We start from the raw sequence: 17,889 nt of genomic DNA on the forward strand, positions 1-17,889 counted from the left end.
TTTTATTCGCGATTAATATATCATATCGTTATGAAGATAGACGAACGTCACCTTATCCAGCTTGCGGCAGTCGTCAAAACCGGCGGGGTCACCGAGGGAGCGGCCCTGCTCGGCCTATCGCAGCCGGCTGTTTCGCGCACGCTCTCGATGCTCGAGGCTCGCATCGGCGAACCGCTGTTCCTCAAAGGGCGACGGCCGCTGCAGCCAACGCCATTGGGACGAGCGCTGGCCGATCACGGTCAGACTATGCTGTCGGCATCGCGCAAGGCCTCTGATGTCGTCGAAAGCTTTCGGGCCGGCCGAAGCGGCGTGGTGCGCGTCGGTGGTACGCCTTTTTTCATGGATGCGTTGATCGCGGGGATGATCGCCGAGTTCCAGAACCTGCATCCAGACGTGCGCATCGACCAGACCTATGGTTATTTTCCAGACCTCCGTGCCGCGCTCAATGCCGACCAGATCGACCTTGCCATCTGTCCGATCGATATTCTCGACGAGGGCTCCGGCCTTGAATTTCAGCAGATCCTGCCCGGCCGCAACGTCGTCGCCTGCCGGGTCACCCATCCTTTGCTGTTGAAGCGGCGACCTCAGCCGGCGCACCTGCTCGATTTTCCTTGGGTGGCGCCCCCGCCAGGCAGCCCGCTACTCACCGATCTGCGCAGCATGCTGCTGTCTTTCGGCGCAACCGAAGTCAAGATTCGCTATTCGGGCGGCTCCCTCATGAGCGTCGTCCACTACATGAAGGCGGCTGATGCGCTGACCATCATGCCGCACAGCGTCGTCTTCGCATTGCGCAACGAAAAGTCCATCACCGCCCTGCCCGTCCCCATCCCCCATTCGGAACGCGCGCTCGGTTTGCTGAAGCGTTCGGACGCACCCCGCACGCCCGCCGCCGATCACTTCGCCCGCCACATCCGCACAGGCTTCGATAACCTCAAGCATCTGATCAAGCGGCACGAGCAGTCAGTGGTCTGGGGAGCCTAGACGCTAGTTTCCCGGCGAGTGACCCATGAGCGTCGCCGCCGGGGCATATGCGGGTCGCGTGGGCGAGTGGGTTGGCGACATTTGCAGTTCCTGACCGTCTTGGTCACCTGCAGGGCGACTGATCATCTCGATCTGGAGATCGGCGAAATGGCTGGCTCCGGTACAGTTGCAGAGAACGGATTTGCGGCATTGCAATAGGTGATAACGCAGCGCAATATAACTGTCATAAATTGGGGCAGTCAGGCGCCGTGCGATGAGGATTTGCATCTATAAGTCGGATAGGGCACCTGAGCTTACCCTCTTGCTGCGAGAGGATTTGCCCATACCTTCGGATACCAAGATAGACAAATGGACCAAAATTAAGGTCGTCACGGACAGAGAGATGAGGGCAGACCTTTTGATTCAAATTGGCGGGGCGGGGTATGTGTTAACTCGACTCAGCGCGAATAGACGAGGCTAGCATGGCCGTTGCCGTCGCGTTATCACGCCACCAACGCCGCATAATCCGAGCCGGTAAACCAGCATCCGAGTGCTGAGTTGCACCGAACGAGCTAGAGCCTTTAAGACCGGTTGCGAAGTATCGCCAACTAGCCTCCTGAGATCAACATGCAGTTCAAGCGCAATGAAATTCACGAACTGTCGATCTTTCTCGCGATAGTCCAGTACCGTAGCTTTCGGAAAGCGGCGGATCACCTGGAAGTAACGGCTTCCGCCCTGAGCCACAGCATGAAGGCGCTTGAGCAAAGGCTGGGCGTTCGCCTCCTTAATCGAACCAGCCGCAGCGTTGCACCAACCGCCGCCGGAACAGCCCTCGCCGAGAAGATTTCTGCCGGGCTCGAGCTTATCAACTCCGGATTGGAGGACTTGAACGGACATTATCAAGGTGGCGCCGGCAGCATTCGCATCAATGTTCTGAAAGATGCCGCCGTTCTGCTTTTGCGGCCAGCCATCCCGGTGTTCCAGCAGCGCTTCCCGAATGTTGAACTCGAGGTCGCCGTGGATGACCAGTTCGTCGATGTCACCGCGGACGGCTTCGATGCCGGTATCCGGTACAGCGGCACCATCCCGGAAGACATGATCGCAGTTCCTCTCACTCCTCCTTTAAAGTGGGTCGCGGTCGCTGCCCCTGATTATCTCAGAAGTCATGGTCGCCCTGTCATGCCGGAGGACCTCAATTCCCACCACTGCATCCGGATACGGACGGGCCGCGGCCAGATCTACAAGTGGGAATTCGAACGCGGCGATGACCGGCGCGAGATCGACGTTCCCGGAGCGCTGATATCAGGCGAAACCGATCTTGCCATCAATGCGGCTCTGGAAGGCGCCGGGCTGTGCTATTGCCTGGAACGGTTGGCAAGCCCCTACGTTTCCGCAGGCCGTCTGGAAGTCGTTCTTCCCAAATGGGCATCGATAGGCCCGCCGTTTTCGATGTATTATTCCAGCCGGCGGCAGCTTCCCTTCGGCGTCGACGCGCTGATCAAGATCGTTCGCGGCTTGAACGGATTTTAGCGGCTGGTTCCAATCGATGAGCCTGGTTCATCGGTTCAGTGATTTCCACTCTATTGATTCATCGCTCTCCCGCGTTGTACCGCTTCCATCGAACCTTCATCAGGAAGCGGACACATCACATGAGCAAGCGGATCATCTTTACCGGCGGCAGCGGCAAGGCCGGCCGCCATGCGGTTCCATATCTGGTGGAGAAGGGACACAAGGTCCGCAACCTCGACCTCGTTCCCTTGAACTGCCCCGGCGTGCAGACGTTGATCACCGATCTCAGCGATAGCGGCCAGACCTTCAATGCCCTGTCGATGCATTTCAGCGGCGAGGGTCTGCAAACGCCGGGCGGACCGGCCAAGGTCGACGCCGTCGTGCATTTCGCCGCTATACCGAGCCTGCTGCTCAAGCCCGACAACCAGACTTTTTCGGTCAATGCGATCTCGACCTACAACGTCATCGAAGCGGCGGTGAAGCTCGGCATTCCCAAGGTGATCATCGCGTCGAGCGAAACGACCTACGGCGTCTGTTTTGCCGAGGGAGACAAGGATTTCCATTCGTTTCCGCTCGAAGAAGACTATGACATCGACCCGATGGACAGCTATGGGCTTTCCAAGGTCGTCAACGAGAAGACGGCCCGCGCCTTTGCGATGCGCAGCGGCATCGACATCTACGCCCTGCGGATCGCCAACGTCATCGAACCGCATGAATACGAGCGTTTTCCGGGTTTCCTTGCCGATCCGCCATCGCGCAAGCGCAACGCCTGGAGCTACATCGATGCCCGCGATCTCGGGCAGATCGTCGATCTTTGCCTGCGGGCCGACGGCCTCGGTTTCCAGGTCTTCAATGCCGTCAACGACACGATCACGGCAAGCGAGCCAACGCGGGGTTTCCTCGGCAAATGGGCGCCGAACACGCCGATCCTCCGGGAGCTCGGCGAATTCGAAGCGCCGCTCTCGAACCGGAAGATCCGGGAGGTTCTCGGTTTCAAGGAAGAACACAACTGGCGGAAATACGTTTCCGGCGCATGATGCAGCGAGCCGCATTTGCGGCACCGCCGATCAACAACTCGGAGGAAAGACCATGAAGACCACAAGACTTGGCAAGACAGGGCTTGAAGTCAGCCGCATCTGCTTCGGCTGCATGTCCTTTGGCAAACAGACGGACGAACGCCCATGGGTTCTCGGGCTCGAAGAGGCGCGGCCACTCTATAAGCGCGCATGGGATGCCGGCATCAATTTCTTCGATACGGCCAATGTCTACGCGCAGGGCACGAGCGAAGAGATCACCGGCGTCCTGCTCAAGGAACTGGCGCCCCGCCAAGAGATCGTGCTGGCGACCAAGGTGTTCGGCCGCATGCGTCCCGGCCCGAACGGCCAGGGTCTTTCCCGCGCCGCGATCCTTACCGAGATCGACAACAGCCTGCGCCGCCTCGGCACCGACTATATCGATCTCTACCAGATCCACCGCTTCGACCCGTTCACCCCGGTCGAAGAAACCATGCAGGCGCTAAACGACGTCGTGCGCGCCGGCAAGGCCCGCTATATCGGCGCATCCTCGATGTGGGCCTGGCAGTTTTCCAAGCTCCAGCATGCAGCCGAGGTCAACGGCTGGACGAAGTTCGTTTCGATGCAGAACCAGGTCAGCCTCACCTATCGCGAGGAAGAACGCGAAATGCTGCCGCTCTGCAGCGATCAGGGTATCGCCGTCCTTCCGTGGAGCCCGCTTGCCGGCGGCAAGCTGACCCGTCCCTGGGGCACCGAGACCAAGCGCGCCACCACCGACCGCTACAACAAGAGCATGTACGAGAAGACCGGCGATCGGGACGTCGTCGAGGCCGTCGAAGCCGTCGCCAAGGCGCGCAAGACGTCCATGGCGCAGGTCGCGATGGCCTGGGTGCTGCAGAAGCCGGTCGTGACCTCGCCGATCGTCGGCGTCAGCAAGATGAGCCATCTCGAAGATGCGATCGCCGCGGTCGACTTCGAACTCACCGGTGATGACGTCAAAGCGCTTGAAGCCCCCTACAAATCGCTGCACGTCGCCGGTTTCTGACGATAGCTCCGCGCGGGTTTTCAGACGCACAGTAACGTTTTGGATTGCGGCATAGGAAGAGATCATGACGAAAGAAGCAATGGTCGCTGGCATCCCGCAGATGGGGTACGGCACATGGAACCGCTCGGCCGATGAAGCCCATCAGGGCGTCATCTGGGCGCTCGAAGCCGGATGCCGCCACATCGACACCGCCCAGGGCTACGGCAACGAGCAGGATGTCGCCCGCGGCATCAAGGACGCCGGCGTGGCGCGCAACGAAATCTTCATCACCACGAAGGTGAAGCCCGACAATTATGGCCCTGGAGCCGTCATGCCGTCGGTCAGGGAAAGCCTGGAAAAGCTCCGCGTCGACCAGGTCGACCTGTTGCTCCTGCACTGGCCGTCGCCGCATAACAAATATCCGCTTGCCGATTATCTCGGCCAGTTCGCCGAGGTTTTCGATTCCGGCCTTGCCAGGCAGATTGGCGTCTCGAACTTTACCAAAGCGATGATCGACGAAAGCATCCGCCTGCTCGACAGCCGCACGATCACCACCAACCAGGTGGAGTGCCACGTCTATATGCAGAACCGGCCGATCATCGATTATTGCCAAAACCTCGGTATCGCGGTCACGGCCTATTCGCCGCTCGCGCGCGGCGCCGTCGTCGGCGACCCGGTTCTTGAAGAGATCGGCAAGGCCCGCGGCGCCACCAGCGACCAGATCGCGCTCGCCTTCCTGATCGCCAAGGGGCATGTCGTCATCCCGTCTTCCAGCAAGAGGGGCCGCATCATGCAGAATTTCGAAGCCCGCAAGATTACGCTGACGCCGGCCGAGATCAAACGGATCGAGGGCCTCGAGAAGGGCATGCGACTGGTAAACGGCGATTGGTGCCCCGTTTGGGACGTGTGAAGGCAGTTCGCTGCTCGTTCTTTCACCGCCGTCGACATCGAAATGACAGCCGCCGCTGATGCCGCAGTTGTGTTCAAAGAGGAGATGAATATGGATTATCGCAAGCTCGGTCCCAGCGGGACCGTCGTCACCGCCTATTGCCTCGGCACCATGACCTTCGGCGCGGAGGCCGATGAGGCCGCCTCCCACAAGCTGCTCGACGATTATTTCGCCTGGGGCGGCAATTTCATCGATACCGCCGATGTCTATAGCGCCGGCAAGTCGGAAGAGATCATCGGACGCTGGCTGAAGGCGCGCCCGACCGAGGCCCGCCAGGCGATCGTCGCCACCAAGGGGCGGTTCCCGATGGGCAACGGCCCCAACGATATCGGCCTGTCGCGCCGGCATCTTAGCCAGGCGCTCGACGATTCGCTCCGCCGCCTCGGCCTCGAGCAGATCGACCTTTACCAGATGCATGCCTGGGACGCGCTGACGCCGATCGAGGAAACGCTGCGTTTCCTCGACGATGCGGTTTCCTCCGGCAAGATCGGCTATTACGGCTTCTCCAATTATGTCGGCTGGCATATCGCCAAGGCCTCCGAGATCGCCAAGGCGCGCGGCTATACCCGTCCGGTGACGCTGCAGCCGCAGTATAACCTGCTGGTGCGCGACATCGAACTCGAGATCGTCGCGGCCTGCCAGGATGCCGGCATGGGTCTGTTGCCGTGGTCGCCACTCGGCGGCGGCTGGCTGACCGGCAAATACAAGCGCGACGAGATGCCGACGGGCGCCACCCGCCTCGGCGAAAACCCCAATCGCGGCGGTGAATCCTATGCGCCGCGCAATGCGATGGAGAGAACCTGGGCGATCATCGCTGTCGTCGAGGAGATCGCCAAGGCGCATGGCGTCAGCATGGCGCAGGTGGCGCTCGGCTGGACGGCGGCGCAGCCGGCGATCACCTCCGTCATCCTCGGCGCCCGCACGCCGGAACAGCTCGCTGACAATCTCGGCGCCATGAAGCTCAAGCTCTCCGACGACGACATGGCGCGGTTGAACGAGGTGAGTGCGCCCCAGCCGTTCGACTACCCCTATGGCAAGGGCGGCATCAACCAGCGCCATCGCAAGATCGAGGGTGGGCGGTAGTTCGTGGACTGGGACGGTGGCCGAGCCGCCGTCCGGTTTGCCTCGTCACGGCGCCTGTCTCATCGGTCGTCCGCCAAGCCGGCATTTCGATGGAACTCCATCTCGCCGCCACCTTTGTCACGGTTCTTGTCATCGGCATCTGGGCAATCTCCGGCATGCGGAATGCGCCGGCGCGGATCGCGTTGCATGAAGGCAAGGCACCGCTGGTAGCGCTTCCCACCTGGGGCCTAATGCCGTTCTGCGTGATCGGCATCGCGGCCTTTCTCGTCGAAGGTGCCGGCATCGATTGGTCGGCGATCTATATGCGCGATGTGTTTTCGGTCGAGCCCTTCATTGGCGGACTGGGATTGACGCTTTTTACCTTCTGCATGGCGCTGACGCGCCTGTTCGTCGATCCGCTGGTCGATCGGTTTGGCGCGCGGGCCGTCACCACGATGTTGCTTGTTCTTTCGGCGATCGGCATCTGCGCCGTGTCGGGGGCGCCGCATCCCTATGTCGCGCTGGCGGGTTTTGCCTTGATGGGCGCCGGCTGCAGCGCGGTCTACCCTCTCGCCGTTTCGGCGGCGGCCCAACGCACAGATCGCGCGGCGCTCCGGGCTGCCGGCGGAGGTAGCGCTGCGACTGCTCGGAGCGCCGTTTCATCGCCCTCAGAGTTTCTGTTGCTCTATCGCGCTGAAGCGCAATGCCCTTCCATCGGCTTCTGCCAAAGCGTCCATTTCCTTTTCGAGTACATCTCGATCGTCGACGCCGCGCAAGAGGCGACCAGCAAGCACATCGAACCGGCCAGCGGCGATGTCCGCGATAAGAAGTGCAGCTCGAGAAGGGTGGATATCGATGCCGTCGTCGAAGAGCTGCTGGATGGCGGGCAGATAAGTTTTGCCTGCCTCCGAAAACAACTGCTTTTCCGTCATGTCGGTTCGTACGAGCCCGGGGTCGACGGCAAAAGCGCGTATGCCATGAGCGATGGTCGTATCATTGAGACACTCGGTCAGCCGCATGATCGCTGCTTTACTCGATGCGTATCCGGAACCGTGTGGAAAACTATTGCCCGTCCCTCCGCCAACCAGGTTGATGATCCGGCCTCTGCCGCGCGCCAACATTGTCGAACAAGCCGTGCGGGAGGTGTGAAACGTCCCTTGCAAGTTGATTTCCACATCCCGCCACCAGGCAACAGGGTCACACTCCCATATCGGTCCAAAAGCCTGGAAAGAACCGTGATTGTTGACTAACGTATCAACCGGACCGAACTCAGATGCGATCCGGGCAAAAGCGTTTTCGACGGCGCTGTATTGGGTAACGTCGGTCGTCACAGCGATCGCTTGCCCGCCTTCATCTTCAATCAGCGAGGCTGTTTCCTCGATCTCAGTGGCGGTTCGCGCAAGCACTGCGACCTTGGCGCCTTCTCGCGCCTGCCGGAGCGCGATCTCCCGACCGATTCCTCTACCGCCACCGGTGACGACCGCTACGCTGTCCTTAAGCCGGGTCATTTTGTGCTCCTATCTTGTTTAGTGCCGCCGCCACGCAACGGTTCGGCTCGTTGAGCACTATCAGACAAAACCCTTGCTAGTTTCAAGATAGATGATAACGTTTCAATTAAATTGAGTGCCAAGGGCAAAGTCAACGTTTGGGAGGATGTGACATGACCAACAGCAGTGGATTCACGCATGAGATACGTCGCCGCACCCTGCTTGCGGGTGCGGGAAGTGCCGCATTGATGGCTTTGGCGGGTAGCGCCAACGCGCAGGATAGCGTGAGCGGCGAACTTGTGGTGCTGAATTGGCTCGGTGGTTCCGAGCTCGACATGATGCACCAGATCCAGAATGCCTTTACGGCGAAATATCCGAAAGTGACGATCAGGGAAGTTGCCATTACCGGCCAAGGAGACATGCGCGGTGGCATCCGCACGGCACTCATGGGCGGCGAAGTGGTCGATGTTCTCTACAACACCTGGCCGGCCTTCCGGAAGGAACTGCTCGATGCCGGCATGCTGCGGCCGATCGACGACCAATGGAAGTCCTTCGGCTGGGACAGGCTCATCAGCCAATCCTGGAAGGATCTCGGCGCTATAGCCGGCAAGACCTATGGCCTGACTTACACCTTCGGCAACCGCTCCGGCATCTGGTACAAGAAGGAGCACCTTGCCAAGGCGGGCATCACCGAGCCGCCGAGGAGCTGGGACGAGTTCGTCGCCAGCTTTGCGAAGCTTACAAAAGCTGGGTTCGCGGCTCCGGTCGCTATTCCCGGCAAATACTGGGCGCATGCCGAATGGTTCGAAACGCTGCTCCTGAGAACGGCAGGCGTCGAGACGGCTTCGAAGCTGGGCGCGCACGAAATTTCGTGGACCGATCCGGCCGTGAAGAATGCGCTTACAAAATATGCCGAAATGTTGACCGCGGGCTGCTGCGGTGCGCCGAACAGCATGCTCGCCAACGACTGGGACGGGGAAGCCGACCAAATCTTCCAGGCGAATTCCAAAAATTACCTGCTGATCGGCATGTGGATGAATAACCGCGCCAAGAACGATTACAAACTCACCGAAGGTAAGGATTACGGTCTCTTCCAGTTCCCCGCCCTCGGCATGGGTCATGACGACACGTCGAGCGTCGATACCAAGGAACTGCTCGTCACGGCAAACGGCCCCAATCCGAAGGCAGCCGACGCCTTCCTCGATTTCTGGACAAGCGCCGAGGCCGCCAACATTCTTGCCAAGAACGGCTATGCATCACCAAGCAGCAATACCGACACGTCGCTCTATGGCGAGACGCAGAAGGTGGCGACATCAGCGGTCGCAAGCTCGAAGCTGCAATTCGTGCTCGGAGATCTCCTGCCCGGCGATCTCGTCGATGAATATCGCGTGCAGCTGCAGAAATTTCTGCAGGATCCCTCGGATGCTAATATCGATAGCGTCCTTGCGGCAATCGAAACCAAGGCCCAGGGTTCCTACTGATGGCCGGCACCTCCGCTTCCCCCGCGCGGGAAGCGGCGGGCGTGATGCAGGTTTCCCCGCTAGCGGTCAGCATTGAAGGTCGCCGGCGTCTGCTCAGGGACACGCCCGCCGCATTGATCCTGATCGCACCCGTCATCGTGCTCTTTGCCCTCGCCGTGGTCTATCCGCTGGTGGAGACTATCCGCTTGAGCTTCTGGGACATACAGGGCCTGCGGAAGCCTTCCTTCATCGGCTTCGGCAATTATGTGCGGCTGTTTTCGGACGCCGCCTTTCGCAGCACGCTGCTAACGACCCTGATATTCACGATCGGGACGACGGTGATTTCTGTCTCGATTGGCTGGGCTCTGGCAATGACGTGCGCGTTCGCGCCACGACAGACGCTGCCGTTCCGCGTGATGATCTTTGCCGCCTTCGGTATTTCGGAGGCAGTTTCGGGCTACATGTGGATCGGCATCTACAGGGCCGACGCCGGCGGCCTGCTCAATTCGCTGATTCAGCTTTTCGGGTTTTCCGGCTTCTCGCATGCTTGGCTCGGTGACGCCAATACGGCACTGTGGGCGCTCATCATAGCCGCATCGTGGAGCGGCGTAGGCTTGCCCCTGATGCTGATCTTCGCCGCCATCCAGGCAATCCCGAAATCCGTGCTCGAAGCAGCCTATATGGACGGCGCCAAGCCGCTCTCGACCATGCGCCATATCATGATGCCGCTATCGATGCCCGGCGTGCGTGTCGCGGTTTTCATCAATCTTCTGGGTGCCCTGCGCGCCTTCGACATCATCTACATCCTGACGGGCGGCGGACCGGTGCGCTCAACCGAGACGGTCGGCTATTTCATGTACCGGGAATCCATGACCCAGTTCAAACTGGGCTATGGCGCCGCCGCGACCGTCATCCTGCTGCTGGCCGTGCTCATCGTCTCGATCCCCGCCATCATCCAGCGAACGGCAGGTGCGAAATGATCGGCAAGGCTCCCCGCTGGATTGTCATATTCGTCGGCATCATCGCCTGCATCTGGGTCATCCCAATCGCCGGTATCGTTGTTACATCCCTGCGTCCTCCCGAGGGCGTCTCGCTTGGCTGGTGGCACTTCGAGCGCTTCGATCTGACCTTCGATGCGTGGCACCGTGTCTGGGACAAATATCCGCTCTCCCAATCCATGTGGGTGACGATGAAAACGGCGGGGATTGCGACGGCGCTGACGATGGTTTTGACGCCGGCAGCGGCCTACGCCTTCCATTTCCTCAATTTCCCGTTCCGCCGCATCTTGCTGATCATCATCATCAACGCATTCGTGTTGCCGCAGCAGGTTGTCATCATTCCGCTCTTCACGCTGTGGCGCGATCTCGGGCTGATCGACAACATTCTCTCCGTTCTCATTCCCTATGTCGGGATGTCCTTCGCTTGGTCGATCTTCCTCGTCAAAAATTTCTTCGAGGATTTCCCGCGCGAACTAGTGGAAGCAGCCAAGATTGACGGCTGCGGACCGATTGCGACTTTCCGTCACGTGGTACTGCCGAACAGCCTGTCGCCGATCTTCGCCGTCGGCATCCTGCAGTTCCTCTGGACCTGGAACGCCTTGCTACTGCCGATGCTTTTCCTGCGCAACGACGTACCCCTGCCCGTGCTGCTCGCCCGCATCTCCGGCAGCTACGAGATCAATTGGGACCTGCGCTCGGTGGCGGCGATCATCACGACAATCGTTCCCCTCCTCGTTTTTCTTGTCTTCCAACGTCAGTTCGCCGCCGGCTCTCAAACCCGCACCGGCGCAAAGGAATAGGACCATGCCGAACACCACAAACAAGCCGTTGCGCTACCGCCAGATCCATCTCGACTTCCATACGTCGGAACATATTCCCGGCATCGGCGTCGACTTCGATCCGGATATTTTCGTTTCAACGCTGAAGGCGGCGCATGTCGACTCGATCACGATCTTCGCCAAGTGCCATCACGGCTGGTCCTACTATCCGACCAAGGTCGGCAAGCCGCATCCGCGGCTGGCCCGCCCGGACCTCCTCGGCGACATGGTGAAGGCGCTGTCGGCGGCCGATATCGAAAGCCCGATTTATATATCGGTACAGTGGGACGAGCTGACGGCGCGCGAACATCCCGAATGGCGCGCCATGACCGCGTCGAACCAATACCATCACGACCGTCCGGACGACCCTTCGGCGGGCAAGCAGCTTAGCCCGGCGTGGCATACGCTCTGCCTCAACCATGCCGGCCTACGGAAATACATTCTCGACCAGGCGCGCGAAGTCGCGCAAAGCTATCCCACGCAGGGTCTGTTCTTCGATATCATCCTCACGCCGGATTGTGTATGCCCGGCTTGCATCGAGCGCATGCAGTGCGAGGGCCTCGATCCAGAAAATTCGGCGGACCGGCTGAAGAACGACGAGGCCGTCAACGAACAGTTCCGGCGTGAAACGAGCGAGGCGCTGTTCAAGGAGTTCCCTAATCTCCGCGTCTTCTACAATTGCGGACATATCCACAAGCAGGGCCCGAAGCGCTTTTCCACCTATTCTCATCTCGAGCTCGAAAGCCTGCCCACCGGCGGTTGGGGTTACGATCACTTTCCGTCCAGCGCGCGCTACGCGGCAACGCTCGGCATGGATTTCCTGGCACATACAGGCAAGTTCCACACCTCGTGGGGCGAGTTCGGCGGTTTCAAGCACCCTGATGCGTTGGAATATGAATGTGCGCAAATGATCGCGCTCGGATCGAAGTGCCTGGTCGGCGACCAGTTGCATCCGAACGGCGCCATCAACCCGGATACTTACGCTTCGATCGCGCCGGCTTATCGACGCGTTGAAAAGCTGGAGCCGTTTCTGGATGGCGCGAAGCAGGTCTCCGAGATCGCTATATTGTCCGCCGAGCACATGAACCCCAAGGGCGCGCGCAATCACCCGAGCGACGATGGCGCGGCACAGATGCTGCAGGAGCTGAAGCGGCCCTTCGACGTGCTCGACAGTTCCGCTCGTTTCGAGGAGTACCGACTGCTGATCCTGCCGGATGAAATCCCGGTCGATGCTGCCCTTGCGGCGCGGCTGAAAGCCTATCTCGCCGGTGGCGGCAAGATCATCGCCTCCTGGCATTCGGGCATCGGCGAAGATGGTGCATTTGCTGTCGATTTCGGCATTGAGCGGCAGGCAACGCCGATCGCGTCCAGACCGAGCTATGTGAAGGCAGGCAAGGACCTTGATCCGTCCATGCCGAAAACGGCCTTCGTTTTCTACGATGAAGCCGAAACCGTCCGCGCGGTCGGCGCAACGGTGCTGGCCGGTATTTACCCCTCCTACTTCAACCGGTCTTACAAACATTTCTGCTCGCACCAGCATGCTCCCGACGATACAGCCGCTGATATGCTTGGCGCTGCCGTGACCGAGCATGGGGGCATCGCCTATATTGCCTACCCGATCTTTCGGCTTTACCGGGCCATTGGCCAGCCGCTTTACAAATATGTTGTTCGAGGGCTTCTCGATCGTCTCGTTCCCGATCCGGCGATGGTTACCGATCTTCCCTCATCCGGCCGGGCAACGCTGACCCGGCAGATTGGGCACAATCGCCACATCCTGCATCTTCTTTACGGACCGCCGCAGATCCGCGGCAAGGACGTTCGTGGCGATGACGGCTCGAGGCGGGTGATGGAAATGATCGAGGACATCCCGGCGATCGGCCCGGTTAACGCCAGCGTGCGGTTGCCGGCGAAGCCGAAGCGGGTTTTCGATGCCATGACCGGAGAGGATCTGGCCTGGGAAGCCGGCGCAGACGGCGCCATTAGCATCACAGTGCCGCGACTGCATATCCACAGCGCCGTGGTGTTCGAAGGCGTCTGATGCAGGTTGAGGTAGGGGAACCGTCGGACATTGCTCTTGCCGCCCGCAACGCTGGTGGGCGGCAGAGCGCTGGGCTATACGACGGAAAAGCGCTTCCCCTGGCGCTATTTCCCCTCAATGAGTGCAGGAGCCCGCTCGACATGCGACAGACGGACCGGACGGCCGGAAAGAGACGCGGAGCCACGATTATCGACGTTGCCAGGGTGGCGGACGTCGCTGTCGGCACCGTGTCGCGCTATCTCAACGGCGAGACGATCCGCCGCTCGAACCGCGAACAGATCGAGCGCGCAATCCAGGATCTGGGCTACCGGCGCAATGCCGCAGCGGCCTCGATCCGTACCGACCTTACCCATATGATCGGCTTCCTGGTGCCGACCTTCGACGAATTCCATGCCCGGATGTTGGAATATCTGGCCATTTCCGTGCGTCAGACCGGACGAGCGCTCTTGACCTACTGTCATGGCGGCGATCCGCGCGTGGTCGCCGAGGCTCTCGATTTCTTTGCCGCGCAACGCGTCGATGCACTGGTCATGGACGGCACGGCTGAGGTCTATGATCGCGTCGACGACCTGATCCATCACGACATTCCGATCATCTTCTACAATAACGACGTGCGTGGGCTCGCGGCGGACCGGGTGATGGTCGAAAATCACCGCGCGAGCTACCGCCTAATCAGCCATTTGATCGATCTCGGCCATACGCGCATCGGCATGCTGACGGGTGACCCGCGCAATTCGTCGGGAATCGAACGCCTGGCCGGATACGAGCAGGCGCTGCGCGACCGGGGCATCGTGGTGGATGCTTCCCTGGCAGTGCGCGGCAACTGGCGCATGGATGGCGGCTACGAGGCGACCAAGCGACTGATGTCGCTGGAAAGCCCACCCACAGCTATTTTCTCCGCCAATTACGGCATGGCGGTCGGGGCGCTCAGCTGGCTGAAGGAGAACGGCCGTCACGTGCCCGACGATATCTCGCTGGCGAGCTTCGACGACGTGGCGATCTTCCGCCTCTATGAGGCCGGCATTACGGCGGTCGCCCAGCCAGTCGCCAGCATTGCCGAGACCATCACCGACATTCTCGTGGAACGCCTGACGGAACCATCAGGAGGGGCGACCCGCAGCGTCGTTCTTGAATGCGACATCATTTTGCGGGGCTCGACGCGACGGATCACCTGACGCGTTCTGCCCGCCAAGCGGTTAAAGGGAGGAAGCTTTGGCCAGCGTAGAATTACACGATATCGACAAGTCCTATGGCAGTTTCGAAGCAATCGAAGGGCTCAATCTAAGCGTTGATGACGGCTCCTTCACTGTCTTTGTCGGCCCTTCCGGCTGCGGGAAATCGACACTGCTGCGTATGATCGCCGGCCTTGAAAAGATCACCGCTGGCGATCTCAAGATTGATGGGCGGCGCATGAACGAGGCGGATCCGATCGAGCGCGGCGTCGCCATGGTTTTCCAGAACTACGCGCTCTACCCGCATATGACGGTCGAGCAGAATATCGGCTTCTCGCTGCGCATGGCGGGCCTTGGCAAGTCCGAAATCCAGCGCAGCGTTGCTGTTGCGGCGGCAACGCTGCAGATAGAGCCGCTGCTCAAGCGCAAGCCCGCTCAGCTCTCGGGCGGCCAGCGCCAGCGCGTCGCGATCGGCCGGGCGATCGTGCGCAATCCGGCTGTCTTTCTGTTCGACGAACCGCTGTCGAACCTGGATGCCGAGCTCCGCGTCTCCATGCGTGTCGAGATCGCCAAGCTGCATCGGCGCATCGGCGCCACGATGATCTACGTCACCCATGACCAGACCGAGGCGATGACACTCGCCGACAAGATCGTCGTCATGCGCGCCGGCAAGATCGAGCAGACAGGGACGCCAGATACGCTCTATGCCGACCCCGACAACCTCTTCGTCGCCGGTTTCATCGGCTCGCCGCGCATGAATTTCCTGGATGGCACGCTGGACCCCAACGGCGTGGTTAGGCTCGATTGCGGCGCTGTCTTCAAGACCGGTCTTTTGCACGGCGCAGGCGACATTCCGATCAAAGCCGGCATTCGGCCCGAGCACTTCACCGGACGCGACGATGCTGGCGGCGCAATCGACCTCAAGGTCGACGTGGTGGAAAATCTCGGCGGCACCCGTTTCATCTATGGCACGCTGAATTCAGGGCAGGCCGTGATCATTGAGGACCGCTCCGAGACCATCCGCCGCCCCGGAGAGACCGTCACCGCCGGCTTCCCCGCAAGAAGGGCCTTGCTCTTCAGTGCGGACGGTGAGCGCATCCGCGAGACGCGCCCGGAAAACACCCTTCCGGCGGCGTGGCCATGACCGCTCATCTTCTCTGGTACGATACGCCCGCACAGCTGTGGACGGACGCGCTGCCGCTCGGCAACGGCCGGCTCGGTGCCATGGTCTTCGGCGATCCTCTGCGCGAGCACCTGCAGATCAACGAAGCCACCTTCTGGGCCGGCGGTCCCTACCAGCCCGTCAATCCAGACGCTTTTGGTCATCTGGAAACCGTGCGGCAGCTGATTTTCGACTGCCGCTATGCGGACGCCGAGGCGCTGGCCGAGAAACATCTGATGGCACGGCCGATCAAGCAGATGTCCTACCAGCCTATCGGCGATCTCCATCTCGAATTCGATCACCGCGAGAGCGTCTCCGGTTATCGGCGTGCGCTCGATCTCGATACCGCCATCGCTACCTCGTCTTACACTGCCGACGGTATCGCCTACCTGCGCGAAGCCTTCGTGTCGCCGGTCGATGGTGTGCTCGTCCTACGCCTCTCGGCCGACCGGAAACGCGCGATCAACTGCCGGATCTCCATCGACAGTCCGCAGCAGGGAGAAATGCGCATCGGCCAGGGATCTCAGCTGAGCTTTTCGGGGAAGGGCAAAGCGGAATCCGGCATTGCCGCCGCTCTCCGGTTCGCCTTTGGCGTCCGGCTTATCAACAGCGGTGGAACCGTGAACGCTTCGGGGGGAGCCTTGTCGGTAGAAGGCGCTGACGAGGTTCTGGTTTTTCTCGACGCCGCGACGAGCTTCAGGCGCTACGACGACGTGTTGGGGCATCCCGAGCGCGATATCGTCGATAGGCTCGAAAGCGCCGTCTCGCGCGACTTCGTATCGTTGCGCGACGACCATATCGAGGAGCATCGGCGACTGTTCAGCGCTTTCGCCATTGATCTCCGATCGACGCCTGCAGCGTCGCTTCCAACCGACCAACGTATCGCTGGGTTCGCTGGCGGCGATGATCCGGCGCTGGCGGCGCTTTATGTCCAGTTCGGCCGCTATCTAATGATTGCCTCGTCGCGTCCTGGGACGCAACCGGCCAATCTGCAGGGCATTTGGAATGCGGAAACGGATCCACCCTGGGGCAGCAAATACACAGCCAACATCAATCTCCAGATGAACTACTGGCTGCCGGCCCCGGCCAATCTACCCGAATGCCTCGAGCCGCTCGTCGAAATGGCCGAAGAGCTTGCCGAGACCGGCAAGGCGATGGCACACGTACATTATCGCGCCCGCGGCTGGGTCATGCACCACAATACCGATCTCTGGCGCGCAACCGGACCGATCGACGGCGCCAAATGGGGCCTCTGGCCAACGGGCGGGATCTGGTTGATGGCGCAACTGCTGGACGCCTGCGACTACCTTGATGACGCCGAAGCGATGCGACGTCGACTGTTTCCGATCGCCCGGGAGGCGGCGCACTTCCTCTTCGACGTGCTCGTCCCGTTCCCCGGCACGGATCATCTGGTGACGAACCCGTCGCTTTCACCCGAAAACGCCCACCCGCACGGAGCTTCGATTTGCGCCGGTCCGGCGATGGATAGCCAACTCATCCGCGATTTTTTGGGTCTCCTGCGCCCTCTCGCAGTCTCAATCGGTGGAGAGCCCGATCTTGTCGCCGACATCGATCGTGTGCTGCCGCGCCTTGCGCCCGACAGGATCGGCGCGAATGGCCAGTTGCAGGAATGGCTCGAAGACTGGGACATGCAGGCGCCGGAGATGCATCACCGCCATGTCTCGCATCTCTACGGCCTTTATCCGAGCTGGCAGATCGACATGGACAAAACGCCCGAACTCGCCGCCGCCGCCCGCCGTTCCCTGGAGATCCGCGGGGACGACGCGACGGGGTGGGGTATCGGCTGGCGCATCAATCTTTGGGCGCGGCTGCGCGATGGCAACCATGCTCACAACGTACTGAAACTGCTTCTGACGCCGGAACGAAGCTATAAAAACCTGTTCGACGCTCATCCGCCCTTTCAGATCGACGGAAATTTCGGCGGTGCGGCAGGCATCGTGGAAATGCTCGTGCAGTCGCGCCCGGGGGAAATCCATTTACTCCCTGCGTTGCCGACGGCATGGCCGGGCGGCAGTATCCGTGGCTTGCGCCTGCGCGGCGGCATGCTGCTCGACCTTGACTGGGAGGATGGCGAACCGCTGACGATTAGGCTCACGGCCTCGCGCAATGTCAGTTCGATCCTTCGCTTCGGCCAAACGCGACGCAAAGTCGATCTCGCCGCTGGCGAAAGTTTTTTCGGGGGCGGAAGCGAGTTCCGCTAAATCCGTGCGAACGAC

14 protein-coding genes and 1 pseudogene are annotated in these 17,889 nt (G+C 60.7%); 14 read left to right on the forward strand and 1 reads right to left on the reverse strand.

Features of this window, described 5'->3' with window-relative positions:
- The first annotated feature begins 30 nt into the window (after nucleotides 1-30).
- From RL_RS33450 to RL_RS33485, 7 genes and pseudogenes are all read left to right on the forward strand, one after another.
- Entirely contained in the window at nucleotides 31-981 is a 951-nt protein-coding gene (locus tag RL_RS33450; RefSeq protein ID WP_011648897.1) for a LysR family transcriptional regulator, read from the forward strand.
- A gap of 606 nt (nucleotides 982-1,587) precedes the next feature.
- Entirely contained in the window at nucleotides 1,588-2,490 is a 903-nt protein-coding gene (locus RL_RS33460) for a LysR family transcriptional regulator (protein WP_011648899.1), read from the forward strand.
- A 119-nt stretch (nucleotides 2,491-2,609) separates the two neighbouring features.
- Nucleotides 2,610-3,506 (forward strand): NAD-dependent epimerase/dehydratase family protein, encoded by an 897-nt coding sequence (locus RL_RS33465; RefSeq protein WP_011648900.1) that lies wholly within the window; start codon nucleotides 2,610-2,612, stop codon nucleotides 3,504-3,506.
- A gap of 52 nt (nucleotides 3,507-3,558) precedes the next feature.
- The gene (locus tag RL_RS33470) at nucleotides 3,559-4,527 is read left to right on the forward strand and encodes an aldo/keto reductase (RefSeq protein WP_011648901.1); all 969 of its coding nucleotides are present in this window, start codon (nucleotides 3,559-3,561) and stop codon (nucleotides 4,525-4,527) included.
- Between the two features lie 64 nt (nucleotides 4,528-4,591).
- Nucleotides 4,592-5,416 (forward strand): aldo/keto reductase, encoded by an 825-nt coding sequence (locus RL_RS33475; protein WP_011648902.1) that lies wholly within the window; start codon nucleotides 4,592-4,594, stop codon nucleotides 5,414-5,416.
- A 90-nt stretch (nucleotides 5,417-5,506) separates the two neighbouring features.
- Nucleotides 5,507-6,538, forward strand: a complete 1,032-nt coding sequence (locus RL_RS33480) for an aldo/keto reductase (protein ID WP_011655270.1) — start codon at nucleotides 5,507-5,509, stop codon at nucleotides 6,536-6,538.
- 44 nt (nucleotides 6,539-6,582) lie between these two features.
- Nucleotides 6,583-7,128, forward strand: a pseudogene (locus RL_RS33485) (MFS transporter); the annotation flags it as partial.
- Nucleotides 7,129-7,185: 57 nt separating this feature from the next.
- Here RL_RS33485 and RL_RS38760 read toward each other — a convergent pair.
- Nucleotides 7,186-8,025: an SDR family NAD(P)-dependent oxidoreductase gene (locus tag RL_RS38760; RefSeq protein WP_086935643.1), complete on the reverse strand. Its 840-nt coding sequence runs from the start codon at nucleotides 8,023-8,025 to the stop codon at nucleotides 7,186-7,188.
- A 152-nt stretch (nucleotides 8,026-8,177) separates the two neighbouring features.
- Between RL_RS38760 and RL_RS33490 the strand changes: the two genes are divergently transcribed.
- From RL_RS33490 to RL_RS33520, 7 genes are all read left to right on the forward strand, one after another.
- Nucleotides 8,178-9,485: an extracellular solute-binding protein gene (locus RL_RS33490; protein ID WP_003550942.1), complete on the forward strand. Its 1,308-nt coding sequence runs from the start codon at nucleotides 8,178-8,180 to the stop codon at nucleotides 9,483-9,485.
- Nucleotides 9,485-10,444: a carbohydrate ABC transporter permease gene (locus RL_RS33495; RefSeq protein WP_011648904.1), complete on the forward strand. Its 960-nt coding sequence runs from the start codon at nucleotides 9,485-9,487 to the stop codon at nucleotides 10,442-10,444. The genes RL_RS33490 and RL_RS33495 overlap by 1 nt, the downstream gene beginning before the upstream one ends.
- Nucleotides 10,441-11,262 carry a carbohydrate ABC transporter permease gene (locus RL_RS33500; RefSeq protein ID WP_011648905.1) on the forward strand — a complete coding sequence of 274 codons (822 nt, stop codon included), beginning with the start codon at nucleotides 10,441-10,443 and terminating at the stop codon, nucleotides 11,260-11,262. Before RL_RS33495 ends, RL_RS33500 begins: the two co-directional genes overlap by 4 nt.
- Nucleotides 11,263-11,266: 4 nt before the next feature.
- A complete protein-coding gene (locus RL_RS33505) occupies nucleotides 11,267-13,318 on the forward strand; it encodes an alpha-L-fucosidase (RefSeq protein ID WP_011648906.1) in 2,052 nt (683 codons plus the stop codon).
- Nucleotides 13,319-13,458: 140 nt separating this feature from the next.
- Entirely contained in the window at nucleotides 13,459-14,493 is a 1,035-nt protein-coding gene (locus tag RL_RS33510) for a LacI family DNA-binding transcriptional regulator (protein ID WP_011648907.1), read from the forward strand.
- Nucleotides 14,494-14,530: 37 nt separating this feature from the next.
- Nucleotides 14,531-15,634 (forward strand): ABC transporter ATP-binding protein, encoded by a 1,104-nt coding sequence (locus RL_RS33515; RefSeq protein WP_011648908.1) that lies wholly within the window; start codon nucleotides 14,531-14,533, stop codon nucleotides 15,632-15,634.
- Complete coding sequence (locus tag RL_RS33520; protein WP_011648909.1) at nucleotides 15,631-17,874, forward strand: glycoside hydrolase family 95 protein; 2,244 nt, start codon at nucleotides 15,631-15,633, stop codon at nucleotides 17,872-17,874. The genes RL_RS33515 and RL_RS33520 overlap by 4 nt, the downstream gene beginning before the upstream one ends.
- The last annotated feature ends 15 nt before the right edge of the window (nucleotides 17,875-17,889 follow it).

The sequence above is a fragment of the Rhizobium johnstonii 3841 genome, from assembly GCF_000009265.1.
In the GTDB taxonomy this organism is placed as follows: domain Bacteria; phylum Pseudomonadota; class Alphaproteobacteria; order Rhizobiales; family Rhizobiaceae; genus Rhizobium; species Rhizobium acaciae.

Coding starts and splice junctions, on each gene's coding strand:
- RL_RS33450 (WP_011648897.1), top strand. CDS start 31: ATGAAGATAGACGAACGTCACCTTATCCAGCTTGCGGCAGTCGTCAAA.
- RL_RS33460 (WP_011648899.1), top strand. CDS start 1,588: ATGCAGTTCAAGCGCAATGAAATTCACGAACTGTCGATCTTTCTCGCG.
- RL_RS33465 (WP_011648900.1), top strand. CDS start 2,610: ATGAGCAAGCGGATCATCTTTACCGGCGGCAGCGGCAAGGCCGGCCGC.
- RL_RS33470 (WP_011648901.1), top strand. CDS start 3,559: ATGAAGACCACAAGACTTGGCAAGACAGGGCTTGAAGTCAGCCGCATC.
- RL_RS33475 (WP_011648902.1), top strand. CDS start 4,592: ATGACGAAAGAAGCAATGGTCGCTGGCATCCCGCAGATGGGGTACGGC.
- RL_RS33480 (WP_011655270.1), top strand. CDS start 5,507: ATGGATTATCGCAAGCTCGGTCCCAGCGGGACCGTCGTCACCGCCTAT.
- RL_RS38760 (WP_086935643.1), bottom strand. CDS start 8,025: ATGACCCGGCTTAAGGACAGCGTAGCGGTCGTCACCGGTGGCGGTAGA.
- RL_RS33490 (WP_003550942.1), top strand. CDS start 8,178: ATGACCAACAGCAGTGGATTCACGCATGAGATACGTCGCCGCACCCTG.
- RL_RS33495 (WP_011648904.1), top strand. CDS start 9,485: ATGGCCGGCACCTCCGCTTCCCCCGCGCGGGAAGCGGCGGGCGTGATG.
- RL_RS33500 (WP_011648905.1), top strand. CDS start 10,441: ATGATCGGCAAGGCTCCCCGCTGGATTGTCATATTCGTCGGCATCATC.
- RL_RS33505 (WP_011648906.1), top strand. CDS start 11,267: ATGCCGAACACCACAAACAAGCCGTTGCGCTACCGCCAGATCCATCTC.
- RL_RS33510 (WP_011648907.1), top strand. CDS start 13,459: ATGCGACAGACGGACCGGACGGCCGGAAAGAGACGCGGAGCCACGATT.
- RL_RS33520 (WP_011648909.1), top strand. CDS start 15,631: ATGACCGCTCATCTTCTCTGGTACGATACGCCCGCACAGCTGTGGACG.